Below are 26,783 nucleotides of genomic sequence, written 5' to 3' on the forward strand. Positions count from 1 at the left end.
TGTTGTTACTAGGAGTTACTTCACGATTACATGATACGAGGTTCAGGCTCCAGCACGACACCAAACCGGTCAACCACCGCCTGGGCAATGGCGTCTGCAAAACGCAGCAACCCCGCGCGATCTCCTCCCCCAAAGTGCACCAACACTAACGCTTGGCGCTCATGGACACCAAATGCTCCCTGGCGCTGCCCCTTTAGGCCGCACTGGTCAATCAGCCAGCCTGCTGCCAACTTCGTTTGGCGATTGGGTTGGGGGAAATGCGGCATCCCTGGGTGGCTTTCCAGCAACCGGTGGGCATGGTCGTTACTGACGAGCGGGTTCTTGAAGAAGCTGCCCGCATTCGCCAGCACGGCGGGGTCGGGCAGTTTCTCCTGACGAATCGCACAGACCGCTTGAGCGACTGCCAGGGGGGTTGGTGATTCCGGCACCCGGGCCGCCAAGTCGCCATAACCCAGCACAGGTCTCGGCGTGGCGGACAGCCGCAGCGCCAGCTGGGTGATTACTACCTTACCCGCTAGCGCCCGCTTGAAAATGCTGTCGCGATAGCCAAACTGGCACGCATCCGCACTCAACCAGCGCATCTTGCCGCTTGCCAACTCGACCACCTGCACTGCTTTCAGCACATCGCTGAGCTCGACACCATAGGCACCAATATTTTGTACCGGTGCGGCGCCGCAATCTCCGGGGATCAACGCCAAATTCTCGGTACCCCACAAGCCATGCGCCGCCAACGCCATGACCAGGGCATGCCAATTCACACCGGCACCCACATAGGCAGTGACCTCATCACCACTGCGCTCCAGCCACCAGTGGCGAAGCGCCGGGCGAAGCGCCACACCATGCAGCATTGGTGGCAGCAGCACATTACTGCCACCACCTAGCAGGGTAATTGGCCATTGATGGATACGTGCGCTATAGAGCGCGGCCTGAAGGCTAGAGAGCGTCGTCGGTGCAATGTAACGCTCTGCCTGGCAAGGTAGGCGAAGGGTATTGGCCGCCGTGAGATCCACCCAGGCGACTGCCTCGTCCAAGTGATTAGCGCCCACGGGTCAACTCTGCAATCAACCCGGCACTGGCTTGCTCAATCATATCCAATACCTGCTCAAAGCCCGCTTCTCCACCGTAGTAAGGATCGGGAACATCGGTATTCGCGAGATCTGCATACTCCAACAACAGCCCTACCTTAGCCTGGCTGTTGGCCGGCTTTAGCGCCTGCATCGCCGCCAGGTTATCGCGGTCCATTCCCAGTACGTAATCGAACGCCTGGAAGTCGCTCGCTTTCAACTGGCGGGCGCGCAGGTGACTAATATCAATACCACGGCGCAGCGCGGCTGCCTGGGCACGGGGGTCGGGCGCTTTGCCAACATGCCAACTGCCAACACCGCAGGAGTCGATATCAACACGCTTACTTAGCCCTGCACGTTCAAGCGCCTGTTGAAATACGCCTTCCGCCGTTGGCGAGCGACAAATATTGCCTAAGCAAACAAACAGCACACGCGTCATGCACCACCCCCTTCGCTCTGCGCTAGCAGCGCTCTTACCCGTGCCAAATCCTCTTCCGTATCGACTCCGGCGGGGTTTATCGCGCTCGCCAGCGCCACCTGGATGGCGTAGCCATGCTGGAGCGCACGCAGTTGCTCTAACTGTTCCAGCTGCTCCAGGCTGGAGGGCGCTAGCTCCCGGTAGGCCGCTAAAAAGCTCGCCCGGTAGGCGTAGATACCGATATGACGCAGCCAAGCATCGGTTTCTAACAGGTTTGGCTGTGCTTTGAAGTGCTCACGGTCCCAAGGAATCGGCGCTCGCGAGAAGTAAAGCGCCCGCCCCTGTAACGAGCGCACGACTTTCACCACGTTCGGGTTGAACAACGTGTCTACGTCCGCTATCGGTTCGGCCAGGGTGGCAATCGCCGCCCCGGGGTCATCCGCTAGGCGCAGCGCCACCTGGTCGATGAGGCTTGGAGGAATCAGCGGCTCGTCCCCCTGCACATTCACCACTAGGGTGTCATCGGCCAGGCCTAGCTGCTCAACGACTTCGGCAAGCCGGTCGGTGCCCGACGGGTGGTCGTCGCGGGTCATTACCACTTCAGCGCCATAGGGCAGCATGGCATCACGAATCCGCGTATCGTCGGTCGCTACCACTACACGGCTTGCCTGGCTTTGACAGGCTCGCCGCCATACATGAGCTACCATCGGCTCACCGGCAATCTCTAGCAGCGGTTTGCCCGGCAATCGGGAGGAGCCAAAACGCGCGGGGACAATGGCAATAAATTGCGGCGCAGCGTCAGCCATTACGCCTCCCCAGTACGGCCTGGCGAGGTAGGCAGCTTTTCGTCAGCATCCATTTGCCGCGCCTCTTCGGGCAGCATGACGGGAATCCCCTCTTTGATTGGGTAGGCTAACCCGTCATAGTGGCAGCAAAGCTCCTGGGCTTCGCGGTGATACTTCAGCTTGCCGTTACAGAGCGGGCAAACCAGCATTGCCAATAATTCCTTATCCATCGGTGCATCCCCTTTGTGTCAGTGCGGACAGCCTGTTCGCCAGCCAGTCCTCAAATGCTTGCGGAAGCTGCGCTTCCACCTCTAATACCCAACTGTCAGGCGGAGCAAACGCCTGGCACTTTACCGCGTCTTTAGCCGTCATAACGACTGGACGCGGCGGCGTAAATTGCAGGGTTTGTTCGTCAAATGGTTGGTGGTCGGCCAGGGGGTGCATTTCCCCGGCAACGCCTAACTCTCGTAGCGTGTTGAAAAACCGCTGCGGGTTGCCGATTCCCGCCAGCCCGTGAACCGGCAACGCAAAGGGCAGCGGCTGTAGCGGATAGTGCCGCCCGGAGGCCACCTGGCGCCAGCGCTGGGGCACCAGTTGCATGGCCACGCTAGCCACTGCCAGCGGGTGCTGCAGCTCGCCATTCACAATCACAGCATCAACGCTTGAAAGCCGAGCGGGTGCCTCCCTTAAAGGCCCTGCGGGCAGGCAGCGCTGATTCCCTAGACCACGGGCACCATCAACCACCACCAGTTCAATATCACGCCCCAGGGCTAGGTGCTGCAAGCCATCGTCGCTAATCAAAATATCGCAGCCCTGCCGAACCAGCAGCTCAGCACCCCGCGCTCGCTGCGGGTCCGCAGCCACCGGCACGCCGGTTTGCTGTGCCAGCATTAGCGGCTCGTCACCGCTGTGCTGCGGGTCTGTTGCGGGAGAAACCAGCAGCGGGTAGTGCGGCGCCTTTCCGCCATAGCCGCGGGTGACGATACCGGGCGAAAACCCCTGCTGTATTAGCCAGCGGCTCAGCCAGGCCACGAGCGGCGATTTACCCGTGCCGCCTAACGTAATGTTGCCCACCACAATCACCGGCACCGGTGCTTGCCAAACCGGCTTGTGTCCCTCGTGATAGCGCTGTGCCCGGCGCCTCATAAGATAACGGTATAAACCACCCAGAGGGTAAAGTGGTGTCAACCAGGCACTGCCACCGTAGGCGGCATCTAACCAGCGCTGCGCCAGGCTCATTCACTCTCCTGGAATTGGAGCTGATGCAGGGCGGCGTAGGCTCCACCCTTCTCCAGCAAAGCCTGATGGGTGCCTTGCTCAATAATCCGTCCTTGATCCATCACCAGAATACGGTCGGCACGTTCAATGGTGGAGAGCCGGTGGGCAATTACCAGCGTGGTGCGCCCTTCGCATACGTGTTCCAACGCTTTTTGAATATAGCGTTCCGACTCGGTGTCCAGTGCGGAGGTCGCTTCATCTAGGATAAGAATGGGCGCGTCTTTGAAAATGGCCCGGGCAATGGCAAGCCGCTGGCGCTGCCCCCCCGAGAGCATCACTCCATTTTCACCCACCACCGTGGCATAGCCTTCCGGCAGTTTTTCAATAAACTCACTGGCGTAGGCCGCCTCGGCAGCTGCTTTAATGGCAGCAGGGTCGGGATTGGCTACCCCATAGGCAATATTATCGGCAATAGAGGCGTTAAATAGGGTGACCTGCTGAGACACCAGGGCAATATTCTGGCGCAACGGCCCCAAGGCGTACTCATCAGCATTAATGCCATCAATTAAAATGCGCCCTTCACTAGGGCGATAGAAGCGCGGCAGCAGGCTGACGAGGGTAGATTTACCGCTGCCCGAGCGGCCCACAATAGCTACCAGCTCGCCGGGAGCAACGTTAAGATTCACGTTGTGCAGTACGCTGGGCTGATCGTCACCGTAGCGAAAGCTAACATTCTCGATCGCCAAACGGCCGGTCAGCTTGTTGGGAATGCGACTGCCTTCATCCTGCTCAGGAGCAAGATCCAGCAGGCCAAACAGTTCCGAAGCCGCGGCGATACCCTTCTGTATTTCACCGTTAATCTCGGTAAGCTGGCGCACTGGCTTGATCATCAGGGCTGCAGCGGTGATGAAAGCTACAAACTCCCCCGGCGTCATGTTTTCCATCAGCGAGGGCGCCATGGCCAGCCACACTAGCAGCGCCATAGAGATCGCCACCAGCATCAGCACGACAGGCGAGCTAACCGCTCGGGTCATCGCTTCCTTCATGCTTTGGCGGCGATTCTCTTCACTCACCCGCTCAAAGCGCTGCTTCTCATATGCTTCCGCACCGTGGGTACGCACCACTCGGTAGCCTGAGAGGGCCTCGGAAGCCACATGGGTAACATCGCCCATGGAGTGCTGGATCCGTTTGGAGATGCGCCGGAAGCGTTTGCTGACGTAGCTCACCACCCCTGCAATAATCGGCGTGACCCCTAGAAACAGCAGCGTCAACATCCAGTTGGTCCAAAATAGATAACCGATCAACCCAACGACAAACAGCCCTTCCCGCAAGATAATCGTCACTGCATTGGTCGCTGCGCCGGCTACCTGCTCAACGTGGTAGGTAACCCGTGATACCAAATGGCCGCTAGAGTGGTGGTCGAAGAATCGCCCTGGCAGGTGCAGCAAGTGGGCAAACACATCGCAGCGCAGGGTGTGGATCACATAGCGCCCCACATAAGCCATAAAGTAGGTACTAAGAAACGTGCCTAGCCCACGAGAGGCAAACATGAGCACCACGAACAGCGGCAGGAAAAACCGGAAAGCGGCATCGGGGTTCTGGATCCCGTCGATTAGCCGCTTCATCATTTCCGCCAGCGCGGTGCTTGAGGCGGCATAAATCACAAACCCCACCACCGCCAGCGCAAACGCACGCCAGTGCGGCTTTACATAGCCCAATAAACGTTTATAAAGCATCCAACCTGAATCAGTCACACGGGCTCCCGGCAGTAGTGTGCAGTGTGGGCGATTCTACCTGATGGTGACGCGCTTCAACACCGCTTATGACCACCTGCCAGGGCGCGCAGTGGCCGAAACGTAATGGGCTGCTGCGGTTTAAGCGAGAATTCAAGGGCTCCATCATGGGCGGTGCTCCATAGGCAGCTCTGCTGTTGCCGGAAGCGTCGCACCACTTCATCGGCGGGATGGCGGAATGCATTACCCCGCCCGGCGCTAAAAACCACGTGTTTAGGCTGTGTCCCACGCACAAACTGAACCCCCGAACTGGTCGTGCTACCGTGATGCCCTGCGACTAACACGCTCACAGGGCCATCAAGCTGTGGTAGAAGCCTCCGCTCCACTTGGCGCCCTACATCACCGGTAATGAGCAGGCTATGCTCCCCAACACGCACTTCTAGTACACAAGAGCGGTCATTCGAGGATAGGTCGTTCCTGCCGCTTGGCGGCCAAAGTATCCGATACGCCACCCCATCCTGCTGCCAACGCTGCCCCTGCTCACAAGAGTGGCTGGACACAGGCAGTGACTCCCCTTCAGGTGCCCACCACTGGTTAACTCGGTGATCTGCCAGCAGCGCATCGACGCCACCGGCATGGTCGGCATCCGCATGGCTGACCATCACCTGATCAACATATTGGCCTGGGGGCCATAGGCTTTGCAGGGGCATAAAGCCGCTGCGAAAACGCGGGCCTGTGTCATAAAGCAAACGAAAATTCGCACTGCGTAGCTCGATTAACTGCCCCTGGCCAACGTCGTAAACAGTTACCTGCAACTGCCCATCGGGAATGGCCTGCTCTTTCGGCCACCAGGGAATCGTCACCACTAGCGCTACTGCACCAACCCGCAGCCAACGCGGCACGGCGGGCAAGCCCCAGCACAGCGACAGCAGCACCAAGCTTCCCGCCAGTGGGTAAGCTAAATGTGCGGGCGGCTGCCAGAGCGGCGCGGCCCCCACAGCAACCCACAATAGCTGATGGAAGACCGCCAGCGCTTGCTCAAACACCCACCAGGGCACTAGCCGGACACCCGGCAACGGCGAGAGCAGCCAGCCGAGTAGCGCGGTAGGCACCATCACGGAACTGACCCACGGCACTGCCAATAAATTGATCAACGGCGCCGCGGGAGCCACGCGTCCAAAAGCAAACAACACCGCCGCAGCCATTAACGGCGCCAATAACAGCTGGGAACGCAGCAGTGCCCAGCACCACCCCTTTGCACCACGGGGCCTGGCCCGCCCCTGCCAGATAATAATCAGCCAGCCTACCGCCAAAAACGAGAGCCATAGCCCTGGCCGCCACAGCGCCAGTGGGTCAACCACCAGCACCAGCGCCAAGGCTAGCCACCACGCTTGCCAAGGCCCAGGGGCATGGCGGCCGCTGAGCACCCATAGGCCCAGCAGCGTCATCATCATCGCGCGCATCGCCGGTGGTGCTAAACCCGCCAGGGCGGCATAGCCAACAGCGGCAGCCCCCGCGAGCCACCAGGGCCAGGTGCGAAGCCGCCAGTTGGTTGGTGACATCAAGCGAGCCGCCCAGCGTCCTAACAGCAGTACAAACGAAGCCACCAACCCTACATGCAGGCCCGATATCACCACCAGGTGGGTTGTTCCCGTGGCGTTTAATAGCGCCCAGTCATCTTGGGTGAGCTGTTCACTATCGCCTAACGTTAATGCGGCCAGCCAGCGCTGGGTACGCGGTTCTAACGGCTGCTGTGCTAGAAAATCGAATGCCCGTTGGCGTAGCTGAGGAGAGGCGTGCGAAAGCCGCTGCGGTGCAGGGTCTGAGCGGATATAACCCGTAGCATGGATACCTTCACGCCATAGCCACTGCTCAAAATTAAAGGTATTAGGGTTAATAAAACCATAGGGAGGCCGTAAGCGCAGCGTCATTTGCCAGCGTTCGCCAACCATGTACGCATTTTGATCGTACGCACTCACCCGAACGCTGTTTAACTGTTCACAGTGAGGAAGATGGGCGGGAGCCTTGCAGCGCTCAATCGTTAATCTTAGCCGCTTGGTGTCGTGGTGATTCTGTACATCAACAACGCGGGCATGCACCTCTATGTCCTGCCCACTCAGCCCAGCGGGCAGCCTATGTTTCCACTCCTGCTGAACGCTAAAGGCAACGGCCCCGCCGATGAGCAGCCATACCAGCCCCTTTGGCTGCCATAAGCCCACTATTATCCCCACTACCATCAGCACCATCGGCAGCAGCCATACACCTTCCTGTCCACCGGCACACCACGCTAACAGGCCACCGCCAAGCGCTGCTAATGCTGCGGGCATTGCAATGCCCCGCTCCATCCGCCCCCCCTAATGCCCAACGCCATAGCCGTAGCCCTGCGCTATATGGATAATAGAAACGATCTAAAGCAAGAGTATCTGACATGCCGCGCCGTTTTCTGCAGCGCTACATGCCAAAACCCGACACGCTGAGGCGCCAACGCTCGTTGCGCTTTATGGCACCGCTGATTGCGGACCCGGGCTTGTGGCTATTAACTCGACGCAGCGTTGCGAACGCGTTTAGCGTCGGGCTGTTTTGCGCCATGCTGCCCATCCCTTTTCAAATGGTAGTGGCGGCACTAGGCGCACGGCTGAGTCGTTGCAATTTAGCCCTCTCAGTAGGGCTTGTGTGGGTCACTAACCCGCTCACCATGCCGCTTATTTTTTACGTCAACTATCGAATCGGCACGTTTCTGTTAGGAGCGCCGGCACGGGAGGCGCCGTCCCGCATCTCGACCCGCTGGGTAGCCGAGCAGATGCACGATATTTTGCCACCGCTTTTACTCGGCTCGTTAATCACGGCCATTATGCTTGCAATCGTGGCGAACATTAGCATTCGCCTTATCTGGCGCTGGCACGTCTCCCATCACTGGAAGCGCCGCCGCGTTAAAAGACGGCGGCGCAGGGCCCGCATCGAATCAGAATTTGACGATTAAGTCAGCCAGTCACCCAGCCTGGGCCACCAAGCGCCCTCCATCCAGCTTCATCACCCGATCCTGATGGGCCGCAAGGCTCACATCATGAGTGACGATGACAAACGCACAGGCACTCTCTTTGGCCAGCTCATCCATCAGCGCCAGGATGGTCGCTGCGGTGGCTTGGTCCAAATTGCCCGTCGGCTCATCCATCAGCACAAGACTCGGATCGGTCACCAGCGCGCGGGCAATCGCTACCCGCTGGCGCTCACCGCCCGACAGCTCACCAGGCTTGTGGTCGGCGCGGGCTTTCATCCCCACCCGCTCCAGTAGCTGCATGGCGCGCTGCTCGGCCACCTTCTTAGGCTGGCCGCGAATAATCAGCGGCAGCGCGGCGTTCTCTAGCGCCGTAAACTCCGCCAGCAGATGGTGGAACTGATACACAAAACCAATATATTGATTGCGAAAGCGGCCAAGCGCGGCTTCGTTCAGGCCCGACAGGGGCTCACCGCCGATCACCACGCTGCCGGCGCTGGGCCGGTCCAACCCACCCAGCAGGTTCAACAGCGTGGTTTTACCCGAACCGGAGCTGCCCACGATAGCGACCCGCTCACCGGCGTGTACGGTGAGCTCAAGCCGGTCCAGTACGGTGAGATCCTGGGGGCCTTCACTGTAAATGCGAGTGAGTTCACGGCATTCCAGCATGACGGTGTTAGGGGGTGTTGACGTCATCGGGGCATCCTTATTCATAGCGCAGTACATCGGCAGGCTGAACCCGAGCGGCACGCCATGCGGGATAAAGCGTCGAGAGGAACGTCAGGCCAAGCGCGGCAAGTACAATGTCACGCACATCGCTCCACTCCAATCGAGACGGCAGATCACTGATAAAGTAGACCCCAGCATCCAGGAACTGGATACCAAAGGCGCTCTCAAACCAGCCAATCAGGTCGGAGATAGTCAGCGCCAGCAAAATCCCCACGACTACCCCCACAGCAATCCCGATTAGCCCAATCGCTAGCCCCTGCACGACGAAGATGCCCATAATGGAGCGCGGCGTGGCGCCAATGGTACGCAAAATGGCGATATCGGCGCGCTTGTCGGTTACCACCATGACCAAGGTAGATACGATATTGAATGCAGCGACCGCAATAATCACGGTCAGCAGCAGCGCGATCATGCGCTTCTCCATCTGGATCGCCTGGAAGAGATTCCCGTGGGAGAACGTCCAGTCGGTGCCGCGATAGCCTGGGCCCAGCTCGTTGACGATGGACTGGGTTTCGCTACCGGCAATAAACAGGTCATCCAGCTCAAGGCGCAGCCCGCCCACCGCATCGCCCATACGGGCCAGGGTTTGCATATCCTCAATATTGGCATAGGCCAGGCTGGCGTCTAAGTCGGCACCAACGCTAAAGATACCGCTGACGGTAAACCGCTTGAGCCTGGGAAAAACGCCTGCCGGGGTAATGGAAGCCTCCGGCACCAACAACGTGACTCGGTCGCCTACGCCAACGCCGAGCCTGCGGGCGAGCATAGAGCCAAGCACCACGTTCCACTCGCCTGGCACTAGGTCGGCCAGCTCTCCCTGGCGCATATGTTCACCAATGATGGAAACTTGGTCTTCCCAATCTGGATGAATGCCGTTGACCATCGCGCCCTGGTTGCGGCCACCAGCAGAAAACATGCCCTGCTGCTCAACGTAAGGCGCCGCGCCAATCACTCGCTCGCGCTGCACCAGCTGCTCTGCCAACGCCTCCCACTCCACTAGCCCTTCCTGGGACTCGATTTTGGTGTGGGGCACCATGCCTAAAATGCGCGTGCGCAGCTCGTGATCAAACCCGTTCATGACCGATAGGACGAGAATCAGTACCGCCACGCCAAGCATCAATCCAAGCATCGAGGTCAGGGAAATAAACGAGATAAAGTGGTTCCGGCGTTTAGCGCGCACATAGCGCAGCCCCACCAGAAAAGGCAAACGATCAAGCATGGCTTCATTCCTTAATAATGGGCGTCCATGGTACGGTTTTTTTAGCATGGCTGCATGTGCAAACGCAGCCTTAGAGTCACCCCTCTGGGTAGCGTTCCCTTTATAGCGGTAACGCTTGCAAGTTGCGGGGCAACCCCCTAAATTGCGCCCGACCCTCTTGCCCGCTGGGTAAGCTTATTCTGACTAGTGAGAGCACCTTTGACGTTGGCTACCAAGACCCACCGCTTACTGCCCGAATGGCACCCTCAAGATGGCCTGCAGCTCACCTGGCCCCGTCCAGATGGCGATTGGGCTTATATGCTATCGCGTATCGAAGCAACGCTTGAGCGCATTGTGCTGGCCGCCGCACGTTACCAGCGTGTGCTCATCAGCGTGCCCGACGAAGCGACCCATCAGCGCCTGACCGCTACGTTCGATGCCTATGGCATCCCCAAGCATCAGCTGCTGCTGATTGTCGCACCCACCGACGATACCTGGGCGCGGGACCACGGGCCGATCACGGTATTGGACGAAGATAACCAGCCGCTGCTGCTGGATTACACCTTTACCGGCTGGGGCGGTAAATTCCCTGCCGAGCGGGACAACCAGCTAACTCAGTGGCTGGCGGATGCAGGCGTATGGGCCTGTCCGGTGGCCTCTCGGGAGATGGTGCTGGAAGGCGGCGCTATCGAGACCGACGGCGAAGGCACCTTGCTGACCACAGAAGCCTGCCTCCTCAACCCTAACCGCAACCCGTCGCTCACCCGTGAAGACGTTGAGGCACGCTTGGCCGACGATTTTGGCGTGGACCGCGTGCTGTGGCTGGCCAATGGGCATCTGGAAGGCGATGACACCGACAGCCACGTCGACACCCTGGCACGCTTTTGCACCCCCTCCACCATTGCTTATGTGCGCTGCGATGACCCTACCGACCCACACTATACGGCCCTGCAGGCGATGGAGCAGGAGTTGAAAGACTTCCGTCAGCGTAACGGAGAGCCCTACCGGCTCATTCCACTACCCTGGCCCCAGGCCTGCTTTGACCCGGAAGACGGGCATCGCCTACCGGCCACCTATGCGAACTTTTTGATTATCAACGATGCGGTGCTGGTACCCACCTATGGCGATCCAGCGGATGTCACCGCCCTCCAGGCGCTGGCCGTTGCCTTCCCTGAGCATACGCTGATCCCCATTGAGTGCGTCAGCGTGATTCGTCAGCACGGCAGCCTGCACTGTTTAACCATGCAGCTACCCAAAGGTACGCTTGCTCCTGCTACCACCCACTCTTAAGGAGGGCAGCATGTCCCAGACACTCAACGTGGCGGTGATTCAACAAGCCGCATGGCCCGATAAAGCGCGCAGCCTGGCCGAAAGCGAAGCGGGCATCCGCAAAGCGGCCAGCCAAGGGGCGCAGCTGGTGCTGCTGCAAGAGCTGCATGCCACGCACTACTTCTGCCAATATGAAGACCCGGCGCTGTTCGATCTCGCCGAACCCCTGGATGGCCCGACCGGCCAGCAGTTGGCGGCCCTAGCAAAAGAGCTCGATATCGTGCTGGTGGGCTCGCTGTTCGAAAAACGCGCGGCGGGGCTCTACCACAACACCGCTGTGGTTTACGACCGTGCCAAGGGGCGCGTTGGCCAGTACCGTAAGATGCATATTCCAGACGACCCAGGATTCTATGAGAAGTTTTACTTCACCCCTGGCGACGCTGACGATGCCCGCAAAGAGGGTTTCACACCGATTGACACGTCGGTGGGTCGCCTAGGGATTCTGGTGTGCTGGGATCAATGGTATCCAGAAGCAGCCCGCCTGATGGCGCTGGCGGGTGCCGAGCTGCTGCTCTACCCCACCGCCATAGGCTGGGACCCTAACGACGATGACGCCGAAAAAACCCGCCAAAAAGATGCCTGGAAACTGATTCAGCGTGCCCACGGTGTCGCCAACGGCCTGCCGGTGCTGGTTGCCAACCGCGTTGGTTTTGAGGCCGACCACTCCGGCGTTGGTGACGGTATCGCGTTTTGGGGCGGCAGCTTTATTTGCGGCCCTCAAGGCGAGCTATTAGCCCACGCTGGTGAAGAGACCGAGCAGTTGGTCGTAAGCCTCGATATGGCGCGTAGCGAAAACACCCGCCGTATTTGGCCCTACCTGCGCGATCGCCGCGTCGACGCTTACGGCGACTTAACCCGCCGCTATCGCGATTAAACTTATTTGAGTAATTTGAAAGCCAAAACGCCTGCTCTGGCAACAGAGCAGGCGTTTTTCGTTATCAGCGCTTAAACCGAGATCGCTGACTTCCAGGCACTTATTTCCAGAAATCGCGAATCGACGCGATTCCTTGGGCACCCACCGCACGAGCGTGGTTGGCGTCGAAGCGGGTCATACCACCTAGCGCGAACACCGGCATACCGGCACGCTCTACCAGTTGCTGGAAGTCGTGCCAGCCCATGGGGGCCACTTCCGGGTGCGACGGCGTGGTACGCAGCGGCGACAGTGTTACGAAGTCGCATCCTAGTACTGCCGCTTGGGAGAGCTGCTTTTGGTCATGGGTAGAAGCTGACAACCACTTGTTTTCCGCAATTGGGCGACGGTCCAGCTGCATTAAACGCGCACTGGTCAAATGAATACCATCGGCATCGACCTGATCCAGGAGCGCTGGCTCACCGTTGAGCAGTAGTTTCGCGCCATACTCACGGCAGAGTTTAAGCGCGCGCTCGGCACGGGCGATGTAGGCTGCATCGTCCAGACTTTTGGCACGCAGCTGCACGAGGCGGATGCTGTCTTCACGCAAGGCACGCTCTAACAGCGCCTCGAAGCGTTCGTCGTCGGCCTCTTCACCGGTAATTAAATACTCGGTGGGCAGCATCACGGCGCGCAGGATGGGCAGATTCGCCGCCGGGAACGGGTAGTTCACCAGCTCGTTCATCGGCACCCAGCGCACCGCCTGGCCTTCACGGCCAAACGGCTCGCCGGCAAACTCATGCACCTGCCAAACATCCAACAGGATATGCTTATCAGGGTACTCATGGTGAACGCGGATAAGCGGCTGGGCACGTACAATCTCGACGCCTAACTCTTCGTGCAACTCACGTTTCAGGCCTTCTAGCCCAGTCTCATAGGGGGCCAGCTTGCCACCTGGAAACTCCCACAAGCCGCCGTGATCGACGTTGGAAGGCCGGCGCGCGATCAGCACGTGCTTTTGATCGGCGCTGATCATTGCAGCTGCCGCGACATGAACCCGTCGTTTTACCATTACACTCATTACGTCTTATCCACTTTGTGCGCGCCGCCTTAATACAGCACGGCGCTATCTCGCTGCGTTAGCACGTTGCCGCAGCCTTAGCTGCGGTAATCCGCGTTGATGGACACATAGTCATGGGAGAGGTCCGAGGTCCACACGGTAGCGGCCTCGTCACCACGTCCCAAGTTAATGCGAATTGTGATCTCTTCCTGGGCCATGACGGCACTGCCCGCCGCTTCGGTGTAACTGCTGGCGCGGCCACCGTTCTCCACCAGGCGCACACCGCCTAAGTCAATGACGACCCGACTGACGTCAAACGCCTCAACCGGTGCGCGGCCTACCGCTGCCAAAATCCGCCCCCAGTTGGCATCTGAAGCGTATAGCGCGGTTTTTACCAGTGGCGAGTGGGCCACGGTAAACGCCACATCCAGCGCCTCTTGGCGAGTGTTGGCTTCATTCACCTGTAACGTGATGAACTTGGTCGCCCCTTCGCCATCACGAATAATCGCTTGGGCAAGCTCAGTCATCACCCGCTGCAGTCCGTTACGGAAAACGGCAATGTGCTCGTCACTTTCAATCCGCGCGCCCGTACCGGTCGCCGCTAGCATACAGGCGTCGTTGGTAGAGGTATCGCTATCCACAGTGATGCAGTTGAATGAACGATCCACCGTTTCTCGCAGCAGCGTAGCCAGCAAGGGTTGCTCAATGGCAGCATCGGTGACCACAAACCCCAGCATAGTGGCCATATTGGGTTTGATCATGCCCGAGCCTTTGGTGATCCCATTGATGGTGACCTGCTGGTCGCCAATCTCAACGGTGACCGTGGCACCTTTGGCGCGGGTGTCGGTAGTTAAAATTCCCTCCCCCGCCTGTTGCCACGCCTGGCTTGTGCTGGCCAACGCGCCTAATGCGTCGGGTACGCCGGCTAACAGGCGGGCCATCGGCAACGGCTCACCAATGACCCCCGTCGAGAACGGCAGTACCTGCGTTGACTCAACCCCCACCTGCTCCGCCACCGCCGCACAGCTGGCATAGGCATCTTGCAGGCCGATCTCGCCGGTTCCCGCGTTGGCGTTACCGGTGTTAATCAGCCAATAACGTGGCACCAGACCGCTAGTGGCGCACGCGTCAAGATGTGATTTAGCAACCACTACCGGTGCGGCACAAAACGCATTGCGGGTAAAAACCCCCGCCACGGTGGCTGTGTCTGGCAGTTCAATGACTACCATATCACGGCGATCCGGCTTCTTGATGCCCGCCATTGCAGTGCCCAGGCGCACCCCTGTCAGGGGTGGCAACTCCGGAAAGGGAAGGTTTCCCACCGCCATGCTTTCTCTCCTCTACGTTCGCTTACGCTGCGTGTGATTAACTTAACTTGCCGCAGCACTGCTTGTACTTCTTACCCGAACCGCATACACAGGGGTCATTACGGCCTACTTTGGGGCTTTCACGACGCAGCGGGCGTCCATCCACCCCTGGCGCTGCCTCGTTGGCATCGGGGGCATCATGGCGGCTCGCTGCACTTGCTTTTTCACGAGCAAGCTCTTCACGCCGCTTCTGCTCCAAGGCGTCTACCTCTTCCGGCTGACGCACCTGTACATGGCTGAGAATACGTGTGACATCGGCTTTGATATTGGTCAGCAGATGCTGGAACAGCTCGAAGGATTCGCGCTTGTACTCCTGTTTGGGGTTCTTTTGTGCATAACCCCGCAGGTGAATGCCACGACGCAGGTGGTCCATAGACTGCAGGTGCTCTTTCCAGCGGGTATCCAGCACCTGGAGCATTACCTGCTTCTCGAAGCGGCGAATCAGCGCCGCACCAGCCAGCTCGACTTTGGCTTCGTAGGCTTCACGGTGCATGGTCTGCAGGCGCTCGCGCAGCTTCTCTTCACTGAAACGCTCGTCCTCTTCTGCCCACTGCACCACCGGCGCGTCGAGATTGAATTCAGTTTTCAGATGCGCTTCCAGGCCGGGCAAGTCCCACTGCTCGGCTAGGCTCTGAGGCGGCACGTAATCGCTGATCGCGTCTTCCATCACCTCTTCACGGATGCCGACTACCGCAGCCGAGACATCCTCGGAGGCGAGAATTTCGTTACGCTGCTCGTAAATCACGCGGCGCTGGTCATTGGCCACGTCATCGTACTCCAGCAGCTGCTTACGAATATCGAAGTTACGTCCTTCGACTTTCTTCTGGGCGCGCTCAACCGCATTGGACACCATTTTGTGCTCAATGGCCTCACCACGCTCTAGACCCAGCGCCTGCATCAAGCGCTTCACCCGGTCGGAGCCGAACAGGCGCATGAGGCTGTCTTCCAGCGAGAGGAAGAAGCGTGTGGAGCCCGGGTCGCCCTGACGACCGGCACGGCCACGGAGCTGGTTATCAATACGCCGCGACTCGTGGCGCTCGGAGCCCACCACGTGCAAACCACCGGCTTCCAGCACTGCATCGTGGCGCTTTTGCCATTCGGCTTTGAGCGCGTCGATTTGTGCCTGGCTGGGGTTTTGCAGCTTCGCGGCTTCCGCTTCCCAGTTACCGCCCAGCATGATGTCGGTACCGCGACCCGCCATGTTGGTGGCAATGGTAATCGCCCCAGGACGACCGGCCTGAGCGATGATTTCCGCTTCGCTCTGGTGCTGCTTGGCGTTCAGAACGTTGAATTTGAGTCCGGCTTCCCGCATCAAGCGCGCCAGGTATTCGGACGTTTCGATAGAGGCAGTACCCACCAATACCGGGCGGCCTGCTTCGGTCTCTGCTTTAACGTCCTTGATGATGGCTTCGTACTTCTCTTCCGCACTGAGGTACACAAGGTCGTTGAGATCCTTACGCGCCAGCGGGCGGTTAGTGGGAATGACGATGACATCCAGGCCATAAATCTGGCGGAACTCGAACGCTTCAGTATCTGCCGTGCCCGTCATGCCCGACAGCTTTTCATACAAACGGAAGTAGTTCTGGAAGGTGGTAGAAGCCAGCGTTTGGCTTTCACGCTGCACCGTGACGCCCTCTTTGGCTTCCACGGCTTGGTGCAGGCCTTCGGACCAGCGCCGCCCCGGCATGGTACGGCCGGTGTGTTCATCGACAATCACCACCTGACCTTCGGAAACGATGTAATCGACATCCAAGTGGTAGAGGTGGCGGGCACGCAGCGCAGAGTGCATATGCTGCAGCAGGTTGAGGTTTTGCGCCGCGTAGAGCGATTCGCCCTCGCCCAGCAGCCCTTCGGCCCGCATGAGCTCTTCGACTTTATTGTGACCCTGTTCGGTCAGCTCCACCTGCTTCTGCTTTTCGTCGAGCACGAAATCGCCGCTCACCGGTGCTTCGTCATCTTCGGAGACTTCACCCTGCTCAAGCTGTTGGGCGAGGCGGTTGACGATGCCGTAGAGGTCGGTGTTCTCGTCTACCGCGCCGGAGATAATCAACGGCGTACGTGCTTCATCAATTAGGATGGAGTCGACTTCGTCCACAATCGCGTAGTGCAGGCCGCGTTGGACTTTATCTTCCAGCGAGAACGCCATGTTATCGCGCAGGTAGTCAAAACCAAATTCGTTGTTGGTGCCGTAGGTAATATCGCACTGATAAGCGTGACGCTTCTCTTCACCGGTCTGCCCCGCGAAGATCACGCCTACCGTTAGCCCTAAGAATTCATATAGCGGGCGCATCCACTCAGCGTCCCGGCGTGCTAGGTAGTCGTTTACCGTAACGACGTGAACCCCTTTACGTGGCAGCGCATTTAAATACACCGCCAGCGTTGCTACTAGGGTTTTACCCTCACCGGTTTTCATTTCCGCAATACGGCCACGGTGCAGGGTCATGCCACCGACCATTTGCACGTCGAAGTGGCGCATTCCCATCACCCGCTTACTTGCCTCGCGCACCACGGCAAAGGCTTCCGGCAGCAGGCTATCCAACGTCGCCCCTTCGTCTAATCGCTGACGTAGCTCGGGAGTCTTCGCTTGAAGTTCCGCGTCGCTTAGCCCCGCTAAGGACTCTTCCAGCGCATTGATGCTCTGCACGCTTTTTTGCATGCGTTTTACTTCACGGTCGTTCTTTGAGCCGACCACTTTGCGTAATAAATTATTAATCATGAAATTTCCAGATCATCGTGAGCGCCCATCCGGGTACGCCCTTTATACAAGGCAAATAGGGGTACACTTAACCAATGCGTTGTTCTACGGGCGGGCCGCGCGGGGTAAGCACATCACTGGCGGCTACAAGACGAAGCGTGATCAGTGGCAGCAAGAGGGGGCGATTGCGGGCAACGAACAACCGACGGGCTTGACGGGTAACCCAGCGGCGGAGCGCTCGGCGCTTTTTAGCAATCCAGTGCGACTGAGCCCGCAACAGCGCGGGCATCCAAAAACAGATACAGACGCTGCGATCGCTGCTTCGCAGTGCGTCCGAAGGGTGTAAACTGGCAGGCAGTAAACAGCTCACCAGCAGGCCAGCCAGCCACCAACGCGCTAAGCCATAGCGTCGTTGACGCCGGGGCGAAGCAGATACGATATCTGGCGTTGATGACATGCTGTGGGCTGGCTCCCGAGCGTGTTAGGCTCTTCTCATTGGCAATCAATCACAGGCGCTGTTTGCATTCGCCGGAACGACGTCACTAGCAACACCCTAGGAATTAAGTTGATGAGTATAAAGGTTAAGCGTTCTCGCGCACAGCCCATTGCCCAACTGCTGACCAAGTCAGGCGGCGTTGGACAGCTTATGCGCCAGTCACGCTTAATTGATCAAGCGCAGCGCCACCTTCGCGCCCATTTGCCTGAAGAGATGCGCGAGCATATCTTTGTTGGCGGCTTCAGCAACGGTCGGCTCACGCTTATCAGCGGGCAGGCCAGCTGGTTAACATGGCTGCGCTACGAGCAGGCACGCCTGCTAACGCTGCTTCATCAACTGCCTGGTTTTGAAAGCGTCACAGGGTTTACGCTTAAAGTCCGGCCAGTGCGTCCTATCGAACCGCCTAAGCGTTATACGCGCACGCTATCAGATGATGCGGGTAAAACCCTGGCCGAATGCGCCAAGGATACCGACAACCCCGCATTAAAAAACGCCCTGGAGCGGCTTGCCTCACATGCGCGTCCCAAAGAACCCAATCCCTAGGTAGGCCTGCCCTTAAACGCATTACGCTTAGACACATTGCTCTTAAATGGACACATTGCTCTTAAATGCATAAAGCACCGCCAAGGCGGTGCTTTATAAGGTGGGGGGCCGTTTTGCTATTTCAATGCAACCCTCCAATATTTTACCTTGCGGCTGATTATGCCATGGCAGGCGCAGCGTAGGAGATGGGCGCTACCGCTTTCTCTTCTTCGAAAGTCACAATTTCATACGCATCGGGCTGCGCCATCAGTTCCCGGCACAGCCGATTGTTCAACGCATGGCCGGATTTAACGCCATGGAACTCACCGATTAGACTGTAGCCAAGCTGGTAAAGATCGCCAATGGCATCCAGAACCTTATGCTTAACGAACTCGTCTTCGTAGCGCAGGCCGCCCTCGTTCACGATACGGTAGTCGTCTACCACAATAGCGTTCTCGAGGCTGCCGCCCAGGGCGAGATTGTTAGAGCGGAGGTACTCTAAATCGCGCATAAACCCAAAGGTACGCGCTCGGGAGACCTCTTTAACAAAAGACGTGGTGGAGAAATCGATCAGCGCGGTTTGTTTCTGCTGCTCAAAGACAGGGTGATCAAAATCGATGGCAAACGAGACTTTGAACCCTTGGTGAGGCAAAAAGGTAGCCTCTTTGTCGCCATCCGTCACGCTAACCCGACGCTTGATGCGGATAAACTTCTTCGCCGCGTCCTGCTCCAAAATGCCCGCCGATTGAATTAGGAAAACAAAGGGGCTGGCGCTGCCGTCCATAATCGGCACTTCGGGCGCACTGACATCGACGTAGGCGTTATCAATTCCCAAACCGGCAAAGGCTGACATCAGATGCTCGACGGTAGCGACTTTGACGCCTTCATGGGAGAGCGCTGTGCATAGCATGGTGTCTTCCACCAGCTCGGCACGAGCAGGCACATGCACCACTGGGTCCAGATCGGTTCTGACAAACACAATGCCGGTGTTGGCCGGCGCCGGGCGCAAAGCCATATGGACTTTTTTGCCAGAGTGCAGACCCACTCCAGTGGCGCGAATGACGTTTTGTAGTGTGCGTTGTCTGATCATGGGTAGTGGTCAAGCTCTGATGACGGCGGCTCGTAACTTGGCGTTACAACGTCCGCAGGGAAAAGAAAGTTATCAAACAGTGTTCACTTTAACAGCAAACGAGCGTTTTAACCAATAAAACTCTCGTTTGCTGCCTCAATGAGCCTGATAGCGTGGATTAATCCGCCTGGCGACGCAGAAATGCGGGGATATCAAGATAGTCATCCGTATCCGCTGGACGCCGTTTTTCAGGACGCGGTTTTGGTGCTGCCTCCGGTGCTTCCGCCCGTGCGGCGGCCTGCTGACGCATGACCGTGGGCTGCTGCAGCTTGCGGTAATCGGAAGAAGAGGTATCCGCAGCGGAGCGACGCGCAGGTTCGCGCACAGCGGCTTTGGCTTTACTGCCGTCCAGCCCGGCGGCCACTACCGTAACGCGCAGCTCATCAGACATCTCCATATCGATCGAGGTGCCGACCACGATGGTCGCCTCTTGCGATGCGAACTCCTGCACCGTTGCACCCACATCGTTAAACTCGCCAATAGAGAGATCTGGGCCAGCGGTAATGTTAACCAGGATGCCCCGCGCGCCATGCAGGTCAATATCCTCCAGCAGCGGGCTGCGAATGGCTTTTTCTGCCGCTTCACGGGCGCGGTTCTCACCGGTGGCGCCGCCTGTGCCCATCATGGCCATGCCCATCTCGGACATTACGGTACGCACATCGGCAAAGTCGACGTTAATAATACCGGGGCTGGTAATCAGCTCCGCGATACCCTGTACCGCCCCTAACAGCACGTCGTTGGCGGCGCTGAAGGCCGTCAGCAGCGTGGCATTTTTGCCCAGCACCGACAGCAGCTTTTCGTTAGGGATGGTGATGAGGGAGTCAACGTGCTCGGAGAGTTCTTTCATGCCCTCTTCAGCGGCACGCATACGCTTGGGGCCTTCAAACGGGAACGGGCGGGTAACGACCGCAACGGTCAGAATGCCCAGTTCTTTTGCCACTTGTGCGACCACAGGCGCGCCACCGGTTCCGGTGCCACCGCCCATACCGGCGGTGATAAAGACCATATCGGCACCGCTAAGTAGCTCAGCGATGCGCTCGCGATCCTCCATCGCGGCCTGTCGCCCTACTTCCGGGTTAGCGCCCGCACCAAGGCCCTTGGTGATTTCGCTACCTAGCTGCAGTACCGTTTTTGCGGATACGCGTTTGAGTGCCTGAGCATCGGTGTTGGCGCAGATAAACTCGACGCCTTCGATATTGCTCTCGACCATGTGGTTGACAGCATTACCGCCGCCGCCGCCAACGCCCACTACTTTGATGACCGCACTGCTCGAGGGTGCGTTATCTACCAATTCGAACATAAGCCCCGTCTCCTGAACCGCGCTTGCGGCCCTATCAGAAATTTCCTTTGAACCAGCCTTTGATTCTTGCCAGCGCTGAATCGCCATCCTTGATATCACGTCGGGCCAATTCGTTACGTCCTTTGTGGGCCGCAACGATTCCCCCGTGGCTTTCTAGGCCTTGCCCATGACGCGTTTCCTGCAGTGCATAATGCAGTAACCCAACGCCCGTCGCATAGATAGGATTGCGAACCACATCTGCCAAGCCTCTGACATTTTGCGGGCAGGCAATACGAACCGGCATGTGAAAAATTTCCTCTGCCAATTCGCTTACACCTTCCATGCGCGAGGTGCCACCGGTGAGCACCACTCCCGCAGCTACCATATCTTCATAGCCGCTACGGCGTAATTCGTCTCTTACTAGCGTAAAGAGTTCCTCATAGCGAGGTTCAACGACTTCCGCAAGTGCCTGACGCGACAAATCCCTGGCTGGACGATCACCCACGCTGGGCACTTTAATCATTTCATCGCTTGCCGCCAGCTGCGTTAATGCGCAGGCGTATTTCACTTTGATCTCTTCGGCGTGCTGGGTAGGGGTACGTAGCGCCATGGCGATATCGTTAGTGACCTGATCGCCTGCGATGGGAATCACCGCCGTATGGCGAATCGCCCCTTCGGTGAAAACCGCCATATCGGTAGTACCGCCGCCGATATCGACCATGCACACCCCTAACTCGCGCTCATCTTCGGTGAGTACGGCCATGCTAGAGGCCAACTGTTCTAAAATGATGGCATCAACATCTAAACCGCAGCGCCGTACACACTTTTCAATATTTTGCACAGCATTTAAAGCTGCCGTGACTAGATGCACTTGAGCTTCTAAGCGAACCCCAGACATCCCAAGTGGTTCACGGATTCCCCCCTGGGCATCGATGGAGAACTCTTGAGGCAACACATGCAGAACGCGCTGACCTTCCGAAATAGCTCTTGCGCGGGCTGAGTCGATTACCCGTTCAATGTCCGAGGGAGTCACTTCACGCTCTTTAATCGCAACAACGCCGTCGGAATTCATGGAGCTGATATGGCTGCCCGCCACCCCTACGTATACCGAATGGATGTCACAGCCTGCCATTAATTCAGCTTCTTCTACCGCGCGCTGGATCGACTGAACGGTAGATTCAATATTAATTACAACGCCGCGCTTCATACCGCGCGAGGGATGGGAGCCAATACCGGCAATCTCAATCCCTCCATCATCGGTGGGTTGACCGACTATTGCGACGACCTTGGACGTTCCAATGTCCAGCCCGACAACCATATTGGATGCGTTGGGTGAGCCTGCCATGAGTCGGTAAATCTCCTTGCCATCGTTTTGAATAGTACAGGTATGGCAAATAGGCAGCAAAACGCCTACGCAATACCTGAATTGCCATCATTAAACTTTAACTAAAAGCTATCTAACCAAGCTGACCGCGGACAGGATAATGAAACTCACCCACATCACCGCTAGGGACATAGTATAGAAACAATAGTCGCAATACGACTAGCCCATACCTACGATAATTGGCTTGAAGGGCAATTTAAACCCCATTCATGGGTTTTTCGGCGTTGGCAACCACTCACATTTACCTGTTTTTTGCACATTACCATGAGCGGTTACTCATCACCTTCTTGTTCACGCTGCTGGAGGTTCATTTCACCATGCCAAGCGACAGCAACACCGTTAGGATAGCGTAAATCAATATAGCGAATATGTTCACTGAGGCTTGCCAGCTCACGCTGCCAAGAGGCGGATAATCTTGCCAAACGCTCTCCATGTTGGCGTCTACCTAACATAACCCAAGCACCGTCCACTAACTGTAAGCGCCACGCACCGCGAGGCTCTAAGCGCAATTGAGAAAGTGAGAGTGACAGGCTGGCAAAGTGGGGCGTCAAACGCTGGTAGTAAGCTAATACCTCTTCACTGCTGCCCGCAGGCCCAGAAAGATCGGGCAGCCCAGCAGGCGCTTCCAGGGGAGCAAACGCAAACGGCTGACCCTCAGGATTAAGCAGAAAATCATCATTCCAGCGTGCCACAGGAACCTGCTCGACGAGTTCAAAGACCAGCGCATTAGGCCACTCTCGGGCAATGCGCACTTCATTTAGCCAACCGATACGCAACGCACGGCGGCGTAGCTCTCCCAAATCTGCCGATAACCACGTGGTATCCTGCACCAGCGGAGCCAACTGCGTGCGCAGATAATCTGCACTGACGTACTCCCACTCGCCGCGGATAGAAACACGCTCAATCGGGCGGTCAAGCCATAACCATAACGCACGACTACCAGCGCCCAACAGGAGTGCCAGCAGCACAACGCCCAACCATGCGTTGCGTCTTTTCATAACTTACCTACTGCTAAAGCATCCATTACGGGGTGCTCGGCTGGATGGCGGTCTGTAAAATACGCATGACCAGTCGGTCGAAGTCGATCCCAGCGTAGGCCGCCGCTTGAGGCACCAGGCTATGGTCGGTCATACCCGGCACAGTATTAACTTCGATCAGCCAGAATTTTCCCGCTGCATCGCGCATCACATCAATACGCCCCCACCCTTCGCAACCTACCGCTAAAAACGCTTCTTTGCACAATGTCGCCAGCGTTTGCTCATCTTGCTGGGTCAAACCGCAGGGTAGGTGGTATTGGGTCGTATTGGCGATGTACTTGGCTTCGTAATCATAGAAACCGCCCGGCACTTCAACACGAATAGCAGGCAGTACGTCATCCCCCAGCAGCGCGACCGTATATTCATCACCGACAATAAATCGCTCGGCCATGACCCGCGCATCAAAATTGGCAGCGGCGGCATAGGCGGCTTTTAGTTCATCCTGGCTTTTGACAATGCTGATGCCCAGGGTAGAACCTTCATGCACTGGCTTCACCATCATCGGCAGTCCCAACTGGTTAACTACTGCAGACCAGTCGGCGTTTTCATTTAGCATAATGCTCTCAGGAGTAGGCAAACCAACCGCCTGCCACACCTGCTTAGTGCGCTGTTTATCCATGCCCAGAGCGGATGCCAGTACGCCGCTACCGGTGTAGGGCACTCCGAGCAGCTCCAACGCGCCTTGAAACGTGCCGTCTTCTCCGCCACGCCCGTGTAGCGCCACAAACACGGCACTGGGAGCAAGGTGCTCAAGACCAGCCAAACCGCCCTCCTTCGGATCGTAGCCAATCGCTTCAATCCCTTGGCGTTGAAGGGAAGCAAGCACAGCGGCACCGCTTTTCAGAGAGACCTCGCGCTCCGCCGATGTGCCGCCATAAACCACCACGACACGATCTAAAGAGCCGGTTTGACCACTGTTCATAGCGCCACCTCGTCAAGCTCCAGTTTGGCCTGGGCAAGGCGGAGCGAAATACCGCCGACATCCCCCGCCCCCTGTGTAATCAAAATATCTCCAGGCCGCAGCACATTGTTTAGCAAAGCAGGCAGCTCCTGCTTATGCTCAACAAATAGCGGATCGACTTCGCCACGCTGGCGGATGGAGCCTGCCAGCGTTCTCCCTTCAGCGCCAGGCAGCACTGCTTCGCCTGCGCTATACACATCCAGCAGGATCAAGGTATCCACCTGTGAAAGCACACGCACAAAGTCTTCGTAAAGATCCCGTGTGCGGCTGTAGCGGTGGGGCTGGTAGAGCATGACAAGACGACGCTCAGGCCAGCCTGCCCGTACGGCTTGAATGACCATATCGACTTCACGAGGGTGGTGACCATAATCGTCCACCAGCATGATGTCGCCGCCACCCGAAGGTGCCGGAAAGTGGCCATGCACTTGAAAACGCCGCCCTACCCCGGCAAACCCGGTTAGCCCGCGCTGTATGGCGTCATCGCTTACGCCCGCGTCGGTAGCCACGACAATAGCCGCCATTGCGTTGAGTGCGTTATGGCGCCCCGGCATAGCAAGGCGAACGTCTAGAGGGGCAGCGCCACCAGGGCGTAGAGCGGTGAACGACACTTCCCCGCCCCGTTGCGAAAAGTCGACGATGCGGTAGTCGGCATCCTCATCAAAGCCATAGGTGACGAACTGGCGCTTCACCTGCTCACACAAACCACGCACATGAGGGTCATCGATACACAGCACTGCTAGGCCGTAAAACGGTAAATTGTGCAAAAATTCGATAAAAGTGCTTTTCAGACGCTCAAAGTCACCGCCATAGGTGGCCATATGGTCAGCGTCGATATTGGTCACAATCGACACCATGGGCTGCAGGTGAAGGAACGAGGCATCGGATTCATCGGCTTCAGCGACTAAGTAGTCACCTTCCCCTAAGCGTGCATTCGTCCCGGCACTGGTCAGCTTTCCACCAATCACAAACGTCGGGTCCAGGCCGCCCTCCGCCAGCAGAGTAGCCGTCAAACTGGTGGTTGTGGTTTTGCCATGGGTACCTGCCACGGCGATACCGTGGCGAAAGCGCATAAGCTCAGCGAGCATCTCAGCACGCCGCACCACCGGCACCCGGTGCTCATGAGCCCAGCGTATCTCAGGGTTGGTTTCATCGATGGCACTGGAAACCACCACCACATCGGCACCCTGCACATGCTCTTCCGCATGGCCAATTGCTACGCTCACACCGCACTGGCGTAACCGCTCTACCACGGCAGATGCTTTCATATCGCTACCGCTCACCTGGTAGCCTTGGTTGGCAAGTACTTCGGCAATACCACACATACCTGCACCACCGATGCCAACAAAGTGCAGCCGCTTGATACGACGCATGCCCGGCCCAGCTGGACGAGCTTGCGACGGCGACGTATTAATCACTGACTCGGTCACGCAGTTTCTCCTTGCTTCACTAGCGCCAGACAGCCTTCGGCAAGGCGCTCAGTGGCGTCTAAATATGCTGCTTGACGCGCTTTAGATGCCATTTCCGCCAGCTTGTCTGGGTTAAGTAATTCATCTAAAAGTTGAGTTAATCGTTCGGGCGTGAGTGCTGACTGAACAACGCACTGCGCCGCACCTGCATTGACGAGCACTTCTGCGTTAACCCGCTGGTGGTCATCCACCGCAAACGGAAACGGCACCAGTAGCGCGGGCTTGGCGGCGGCGGCCAATTCAGCCACGGTTAACGCGCCCGCCCGGCAAACCACCAGGTCAGCCCATGCGTAAGCGGCGGCCATATCATCAATAAAAGGGCTTACTTCGGCAACGATGCCATGCTCTGTATACGCTTGGGCAGTTGCCGTATCACGCTCTTTTCCCGCCTGGTGACGCACATCAGGACGGCGCTCGGGAGGCAATGCGGCAAGCGCCGGGGGCAAACGCTCATTTAATGCCACAGCCCCGAGAGAACCGCCCACCACCAGCAGCCGAAGCGGCCTTTGCGACATTGCGGCTGCCTGTTTAGGATATTCGCCTAGTGCTGCGATCTCTTCACGCACAGGGTTACCAATGACTTCGGCACGGCTGCCAAATGCATCCTCAAAGGCGGCGTAAGTACGAGTAGCTATGCGCGAAAGCACCTTATTGGTTAAGCCCGCCACTGCATTCTGCTCATGGATAACCAGTGGCACCCCTGAAAGCCACGCAGCCAATCCACCAGGACCACTGGCAAAGCCGCCCAGCCCGACAACCACATCGGGGTTAAAGCGCTTAATGATGCCCCGTGCCTGCATCACCGCTCGGGAGAGATTGATAGGCGCCTTACCCCAACCAGCCAATCCTTTGCCTCGCAGCCCCTTGATCGCAATGGTGTGCAGTGTAATGCCAGCATCGGGCACCAGCCGGTTTTCGATACCGCGTGGACTTCCCAGCCATTCAACGTCGACGCCCTTGGCCTGTAGCGCACGCGCCAATGAGAGTGCAGGAATAACGTGTCCACCGGTCCCTCCGGCCATGATCAATATCCGTCGACGTGAGTTCGTCGTCACAAACGACTCCTTG

General features: G+C 57.9%; 24 protein-coding genes. 4 read left to right on the forward strand and 20 right to left on the reverse strand.

Features of this window, described 5'->3' with window-relative positions; genetic code table 11:
- Positions 1-26 precede the first annotated feature (26 nt).
- From murB to LG300_RS09275, 7 genes are read right to left on the reverse strand one after another with little or no spacing between them, the layout of a single operon-like run.
- On the reverse strand, positions 27-1,046 hold the full coding sequence (gene murB, locus LG300_RS09245) for a UDP-N-acetylmuramate dehydrogenase (protein ID WP_404374749.1): 1,020 nt from the start codon (positions 1,044-1,046) through the stop codon (positions 27-29).
- Positions 1,036-1,503 (reverse strand): low molecular weight protein-tyrosine-phosphatase, encoded by a 468-nt coding sequence (locus tag LG300_RS09250; RefSeq protein ID WP_404374751.1) that lies wholly within the window; start codon positions 1,501-1,503, stop codon positions 1,036-1,038. Before LG300_RS09250 ends, murB begins: the two co-directional genes overlap by 11 nt.
- Positions 1,500-2,288: a 3-deoxy-manno-octulosonate cytidylyltransferase gene (gene kdsB, locus LG300_RS09255; RefSeq protein WP_404374753.1), complete on the reverse strand. Its 789-nt coding sequence runs from the start codon at positions 2,286-2,288 to the stop codon at positions 1,500-1,502. Before kdsB ends, LG300_RS09250 begins: the two co-directional genes overlap by 4 nt.
- Positions 2,288-2,497, reverse strand: coding sequence for a Trm112 family protein (locus LG300_RS09260; protein ID WP_404374755.1), 210 nt, complete (start codon positions 2,495-2,497; stop codon positions 2,288-2,290). The genes kdsB and LG300_RS09260 overlap by 1 nt, the downstream gene beginning before the upstream one ends.
- Complete coding sequence (lpxK, locus tag LG300_RS09265; RefSeq protein WP_404374757.1) at positions 2,490-3,506, reverse strand: tetraacyldisaccharide 4'-kinase; 1,017 nt, start codon at positions 3,504-3,506, stop codon at positions 2,490-2,492. Before lpxK ends, LG300_RS09260 begins: the two co-directional genes overlap by 8 nt.
- A complete protein-coding gene (msbA, locus tag LG300_RS09270) occupies positions 3,503-5,239 on the reverse strand; it encodes a lipid A export permease/ATP-binding protein MsbA (protein WP_404374759.1) in 1,737 nt (578 codons plus the stop codon). Before msbA ends, lpxK begins: the two co-directional genes overlap by 4 nt.
- 56 nt (positions 5,240-5,295) lie before the next feature.
- On the reverse strand, positions 5,296-7,545 hold the full coding sequence (locus LG300_RS09275) for a DNA internalization-related competence protein ComEC/Rec2 (RefSeq protein WP_404374761.1): 2,250 nt from the start codon (positions 7,543-7,545) through the stop codon (positions 5,296-5,298).
- Positions 7,546-7,646: 101 nt separating this feature from the next.
- On the opposite strand from LG300_RS09275, the gene LG300_RS09280 reads away from it, so the two are divergent.
- Positions 7,647-8,198 carry a DUF2062 domain-containing protein gene (locus tag LG300_RS09280; protein WP_404374763.1) on the forward strand — a complete coding sequence of 184 codons (552 nt, stop codon included), beginning with the start codon at positions 7,647-7,649 and terminating at the stop codon, positions 8,196-8,198.
- 9 nt (positions 8,199-8,207) lie between these two features.
- Here the strand turns inward: LG300_RS09280 and LG300_RS09285 are convergent, their stop codons facing one another.
- Both LG300_RS09285 and LG300_RS09290 read right to left on the reverse strand, forming a co-directional pair.
- Positions 8,208-8,909, reverse strand: coding sequence for an ABC transporter ATP-binding protein (locus LG300_RS09285; protein WP_404374765.1), 702 nt, complete (start codon positions 8,907-8,909; stop codon positions 8,208-8,210).
- A gap of 10 nt (positions 8,910-8,919) precedes the next feature.
- Positions 8,920-10,161, reverse strand: a complete 1,242-nt coding sequence (locus LG300_RS09290) for a lipoprotein-releasing ABC transporter permease subunit (protein WP_404374768.1) — start codon at positions 10,159-10,161, stop codon at positions 8,920-8,922.
- A gap of 198 nt (positions 10,162-10,359) precedes the next feature.
- On the opposite strand from LG300_RS09290, the gene LG300_RS09295 reads away from it, so the two are divergent.
- Entirely contained in the window at positions 10,360-11,430 is a 1,071-nt protein-coding gene (locus LG300_RS09295) for an agmatine/peptidylarginine deiminase (protein WP_404374771.1), read from the forward strand.
- A 10-nt stretch (positions 11,431-11,440) separates the two neighbouring features.
- On the forward strand, positions 11,441-12,343 hold the full coding sequence (locus LG300_RS09300) for a carbon-nitrogen hydrolase (protein WP_404374773.1): 903 nt from the start codon (positions 11,441-11,443) through the stop codon (positions 12,341-12,343).
- 100 nt (positions 12,344-12,443) lie between these two features.
- Here the strand turns inward: LG300_RS09300 and LG300_RS09305 are convergent, their stop codons facing one another.
- The 4 genes from LG300_RS09305 to LG300_RS09320 form a co-directional block, all read right to left on the reverse strand.
- Positions 12,444-13,400, reverse strand: a complete 957-nt coding sequence (locus tag LG300_RS09305) for a Nudix family hydrolase (protein ID WP_404374775.1) — start codon at positions 13,398-13,400, stop codon at positions 12,444-12,446.
- 77 nt (positions 13,401-13,477) lie between these two features.
- Positions 13,478-14,707, reverse strand: coding sequence for a bifunctional glutamate N-acetyltransferase/amino-acid acetyltransferase ArgJ (argJ, locus tag LG300_RS09310; RefSeq protein ID WP_404374777.1), 1,230 nt, complete (start codon positions 14,705-14,707; stop codon positions 13,478-13,480).
- Positions 14,708-14,744: 37 nt separating this feature from the next.
- The gene (gene secA / locus LG300_RS09315; protein ID WP_404374779.1) at positions 14,745-17,462 is read right to left on the reverse strand and encodes a preprotein translocase subunit SecA; all 2,718 of its coding nucleotides are present in this window, start codon (positions 17,460-17,462) and stop codon (positions 14,745-14,747) included.
- A 67-nt stretch (positions 17,463-17,529) separates the two neighbouring features.
- Positions 17,530-17,898 (reverse strand): hypothetical protein, encoded by a 369-nt coding sequence (locus LG300_RS09320; RefSeq protein WP_404374781.1) that lies wholly within the window; start codon positions 17,896-17,898, stop codon positions 17,530-17,532.
- A gap of 111 nt (positions 17,899-18,009) precedes the next feature.
- Between LG300_RS09320 and LG300_RS09325 the strand changes: the two genes are divergently transcribed.
- On the forward strand, positions 18,010-18,480 hold the full coding sequence (locus tag LG300_RS09325; RefSeq protein WP_404374783.1) for a DUF721 domain-containing protein: 471 nt from the start codon (positions 18,010-18,012) through the stop codon (positions 18,478-18,480).
- A 157-nt stretch (positions 18,481-18,637) separates the two neighbouring features.
- Here the strand turns inward: LG300_RS09325 and lpxC are convergent, their stop codons facing one another.
- The 7 genes from lpxC to murG all read right to left on the reverse strand — a co-directional run bounded on the left by lpxC (position 18,638) and on the right by murG (position 26,770).
- Positions 18,638-19,549 carry a UDP-3-O-acyl-N-acetylglucosamine deacetylase gene (gene lpxC, locus LG300_RS09330; protein WP_404374786.1) on the reverse strand — a complete coding sequence of 304 codons (912 nt, stop codon included), beginning with the start codon at positions 19,547-19,549 and terminating at the stop codon, positions 18,638-18,640.
- A 157-nt stretch (positions 19,550-19,706) separates the two neighbouring features.
- On the reverse strand, positions 19,707-20,888 hold the full coding sequence (gene ftsZ, locus LG300_RS09335; protein WP_404374788.1) for a cell division protein FtsZ: 1,182 nt from the start codon (positions 20,886-20,888) through the stop codon (positions 19,707-19,709).
- A 34-nt stretch (positions 20,889-20,922) separates the two neighbouring features.
- Positions 20,923-22,212, reverse strand: coding sequence for a cell division protein FtsA (ftsA, locus tag LG300_RS09340; RefSeq protein WP_404374790.1), 1,290 nt, complete (start codon positions 22,210-22,212; stop codon positions 20,923-20,925).
- A 311-nt stretch (positions 22,213-22,523) separates the two neighbouring features.
- On the reverse strand, positions 22,524-23,249 hold the full coding sequence (locus tag LG300_RS09345; RefSeq protein ID WP_404374792.1) for a cell division protein FtsQ/DivIB: 726 nt from the start codon (positions 23,247-23,249) through the stop codon (positions 22,524-22,526).
- A 25-nt stretch (positions 23,250-23,274) separates the two neighbouring features.
- Complete coding sequence (locus LG300_RS09350) at positions 23,275-24,210, reverse strand: D-alanine--D-alanine ligase (protein ID WP_404374794.1); 936 nt, start codon at positions 24,208-24,210, stop codon at positions 23,275-23,277.
- Entirely contained in the window at positions 24,207-25,619 is a 1,413-nt protein-coding gene (gene murC, locus LG300_RS09355; RefSeq protein WP_404378018.1) for a UDP-N-acetylmuramate--L-alanine ligase, read from the reverse strand. Before murC ends, LG300_RS09350 begins: the two co-directional genes overlap by 4 nt.
- A 53-nt stretch (positions 25,620-25,672) precedes the next feature.
- Positions 25,673-26,770, reverse strand: a complete 1,098-nt coding sequence (gene murG, locus LG300_RS09360) for an undecaprenyldiphospho-muramoylpentapeptide beta-N-acetylglucosaminyltransferase (RefSeq protein WP_404374796.1) — start codon at positions 26,768-26,770, stop codon at positions 25,673-25,675.
- Between the last annotated feature and the right edge of the window lie 13 nt (positions 26,771-26,783).

The sequence above is a fragment of the Vreelandella aquamarina genome (genome assembly GCF_044805175.1).
Classification (GTDB): Bacteria; Pseudomonadota; Gammaproteobacteria; order Pseudomonadales; family Halomonadaceae; genus Vreelandella; species Vreelandella aquamarina_B.

Coding starts and splice junctions, on each gene's coding strand:
- LG300_RS09300 (WP_404374773.1), top strand. CDS start 11,441: ATGTCCCAGACACTCAACGTGGCGGTGATTCAACAAGCCGCATGGCCC.
- LG300_RS09290 (WP_404374768.1), bottom strand. CDS start 10,161: ATGCTTGATCGTTTGCCTTTTCTGGTGGGGCTGCGCTATGTGCGCGCT.
- LG300_RS09280 (WP_404374763.1), top strand. CDS start 7,647: ATGCCGCGCCGTTTTCTGCAGCGCTACATGCCAAAACCCGACACGCTG.
- kdsB (WP_404374753.1), bottom strand. CDS start 2,288: ATGGCTGACGCTGCGCCGCAATTTATTGCCATTGTCCCCGCGCGTTTT.
- secA (WP_404374779.1), bottom strand. CDS start 17,462: ATGATTAATAATTTATTACGCAAAGTGGTCGGCTCAAAGAACGACCGT.
- LG300_RS09320 (WP_404374781.1), bottom strand. CDS start 17,898: ATGTCATCAACGCCAGATATCGTATCTGCTTCGCCCCGGCGTCAACGA.
- ftsA (WP_404374790.1), bottom strand. CDS start 22,212: ATGGCAGGCTCACCCAACGCATCCAATATGGTTGTCGGGCTGGACATT.
- murC (WP_404378018.1), bottom strand. CDS start 25,619: ATGCGTCGTATCAAGCGGCTGCACTTTGTTGGCATCGGTGGTGCAGGT.
- LG300_RS09345 (WP_404374792.1), bottom strand. CDS start 23,249: ATGAAAAGACGCAACGCATGGTTGGGCGTTGTGCTGCTGGCACTCCTG.
- argJ (WP_404374777.1), bottom strand. CDS start 14,707: ATGGCGGTGGGAAACCTTCCCTTTCCGGAGTTGCCACCCCTGACAGGG.
- LG300_RS09350 (WP_404374794.1), bottom strand. CDS start 24,210: ATGAACAGTGGTCAAACCGGCTCTTTAGATCGTGTCGTGGTGGTTTAT.
- lpxC (WP_404374786.1), bottom strand. CDS start 19,549: ATGATCAGACAACGCACACTACAAAACGTCATTCGCGCCACTGGAGTG.
- lpxK (WP_404374757.1), bottom strand. CDS start 3,506: ATGAGCCTGGCGCAGCGCTGGTTAGATGCCGCCTACGGTGGCAGTGCC.
- LG300_RS09305 (WP_404374775.1), bottom strand. CDS start 13,400: ATGAGTGTAATGGTAAAACGACGGGTTCATGTCGCGGCAGCTGCAATG.
- ftsZ (WP_404374788.1), bottom strand. CDS start 20,888: ATGTTCGAATTGGTAGATAACGCACCCTCGAGCAGTGCGGTCATCAAA.
- LG300_RS09260 (WP_404374755.1), bottom strand. CDS start 2,497: ATGGATAAGGAATTATTGGCAATGCTGGTTTGCCCGCTCTGTAACGGC.
- LG300_RS09325 (WP_404374783.1), top strand. CDS start 18,010: ATGAGTATAAAGGTTAAGCGTTCTCGCGCACAGCCCATTGCCCAACTG.
- LG300_RS09250 (WP_404374751.1), bottom strand. CDS start 1,503: ATGACGCGTGTGCTGTTTGTTTGCTTAGGCAATATTTGTCGCTCGCCA.
- LG300_RS09285 (WP_404374765.1), bottom strand. CDS start 8,909: ATGACGTCAACACCCCCTAACACCGTCATGCTGGAATGCCGTGAACTC.
- LG300_RS09275 (WP_404374761.1), bottom strand. CDS start 7,545: ATGCCCGCAGCATTAGCAGCGCTTGGCGGTGGCCTGTTAGCGTGGTGT.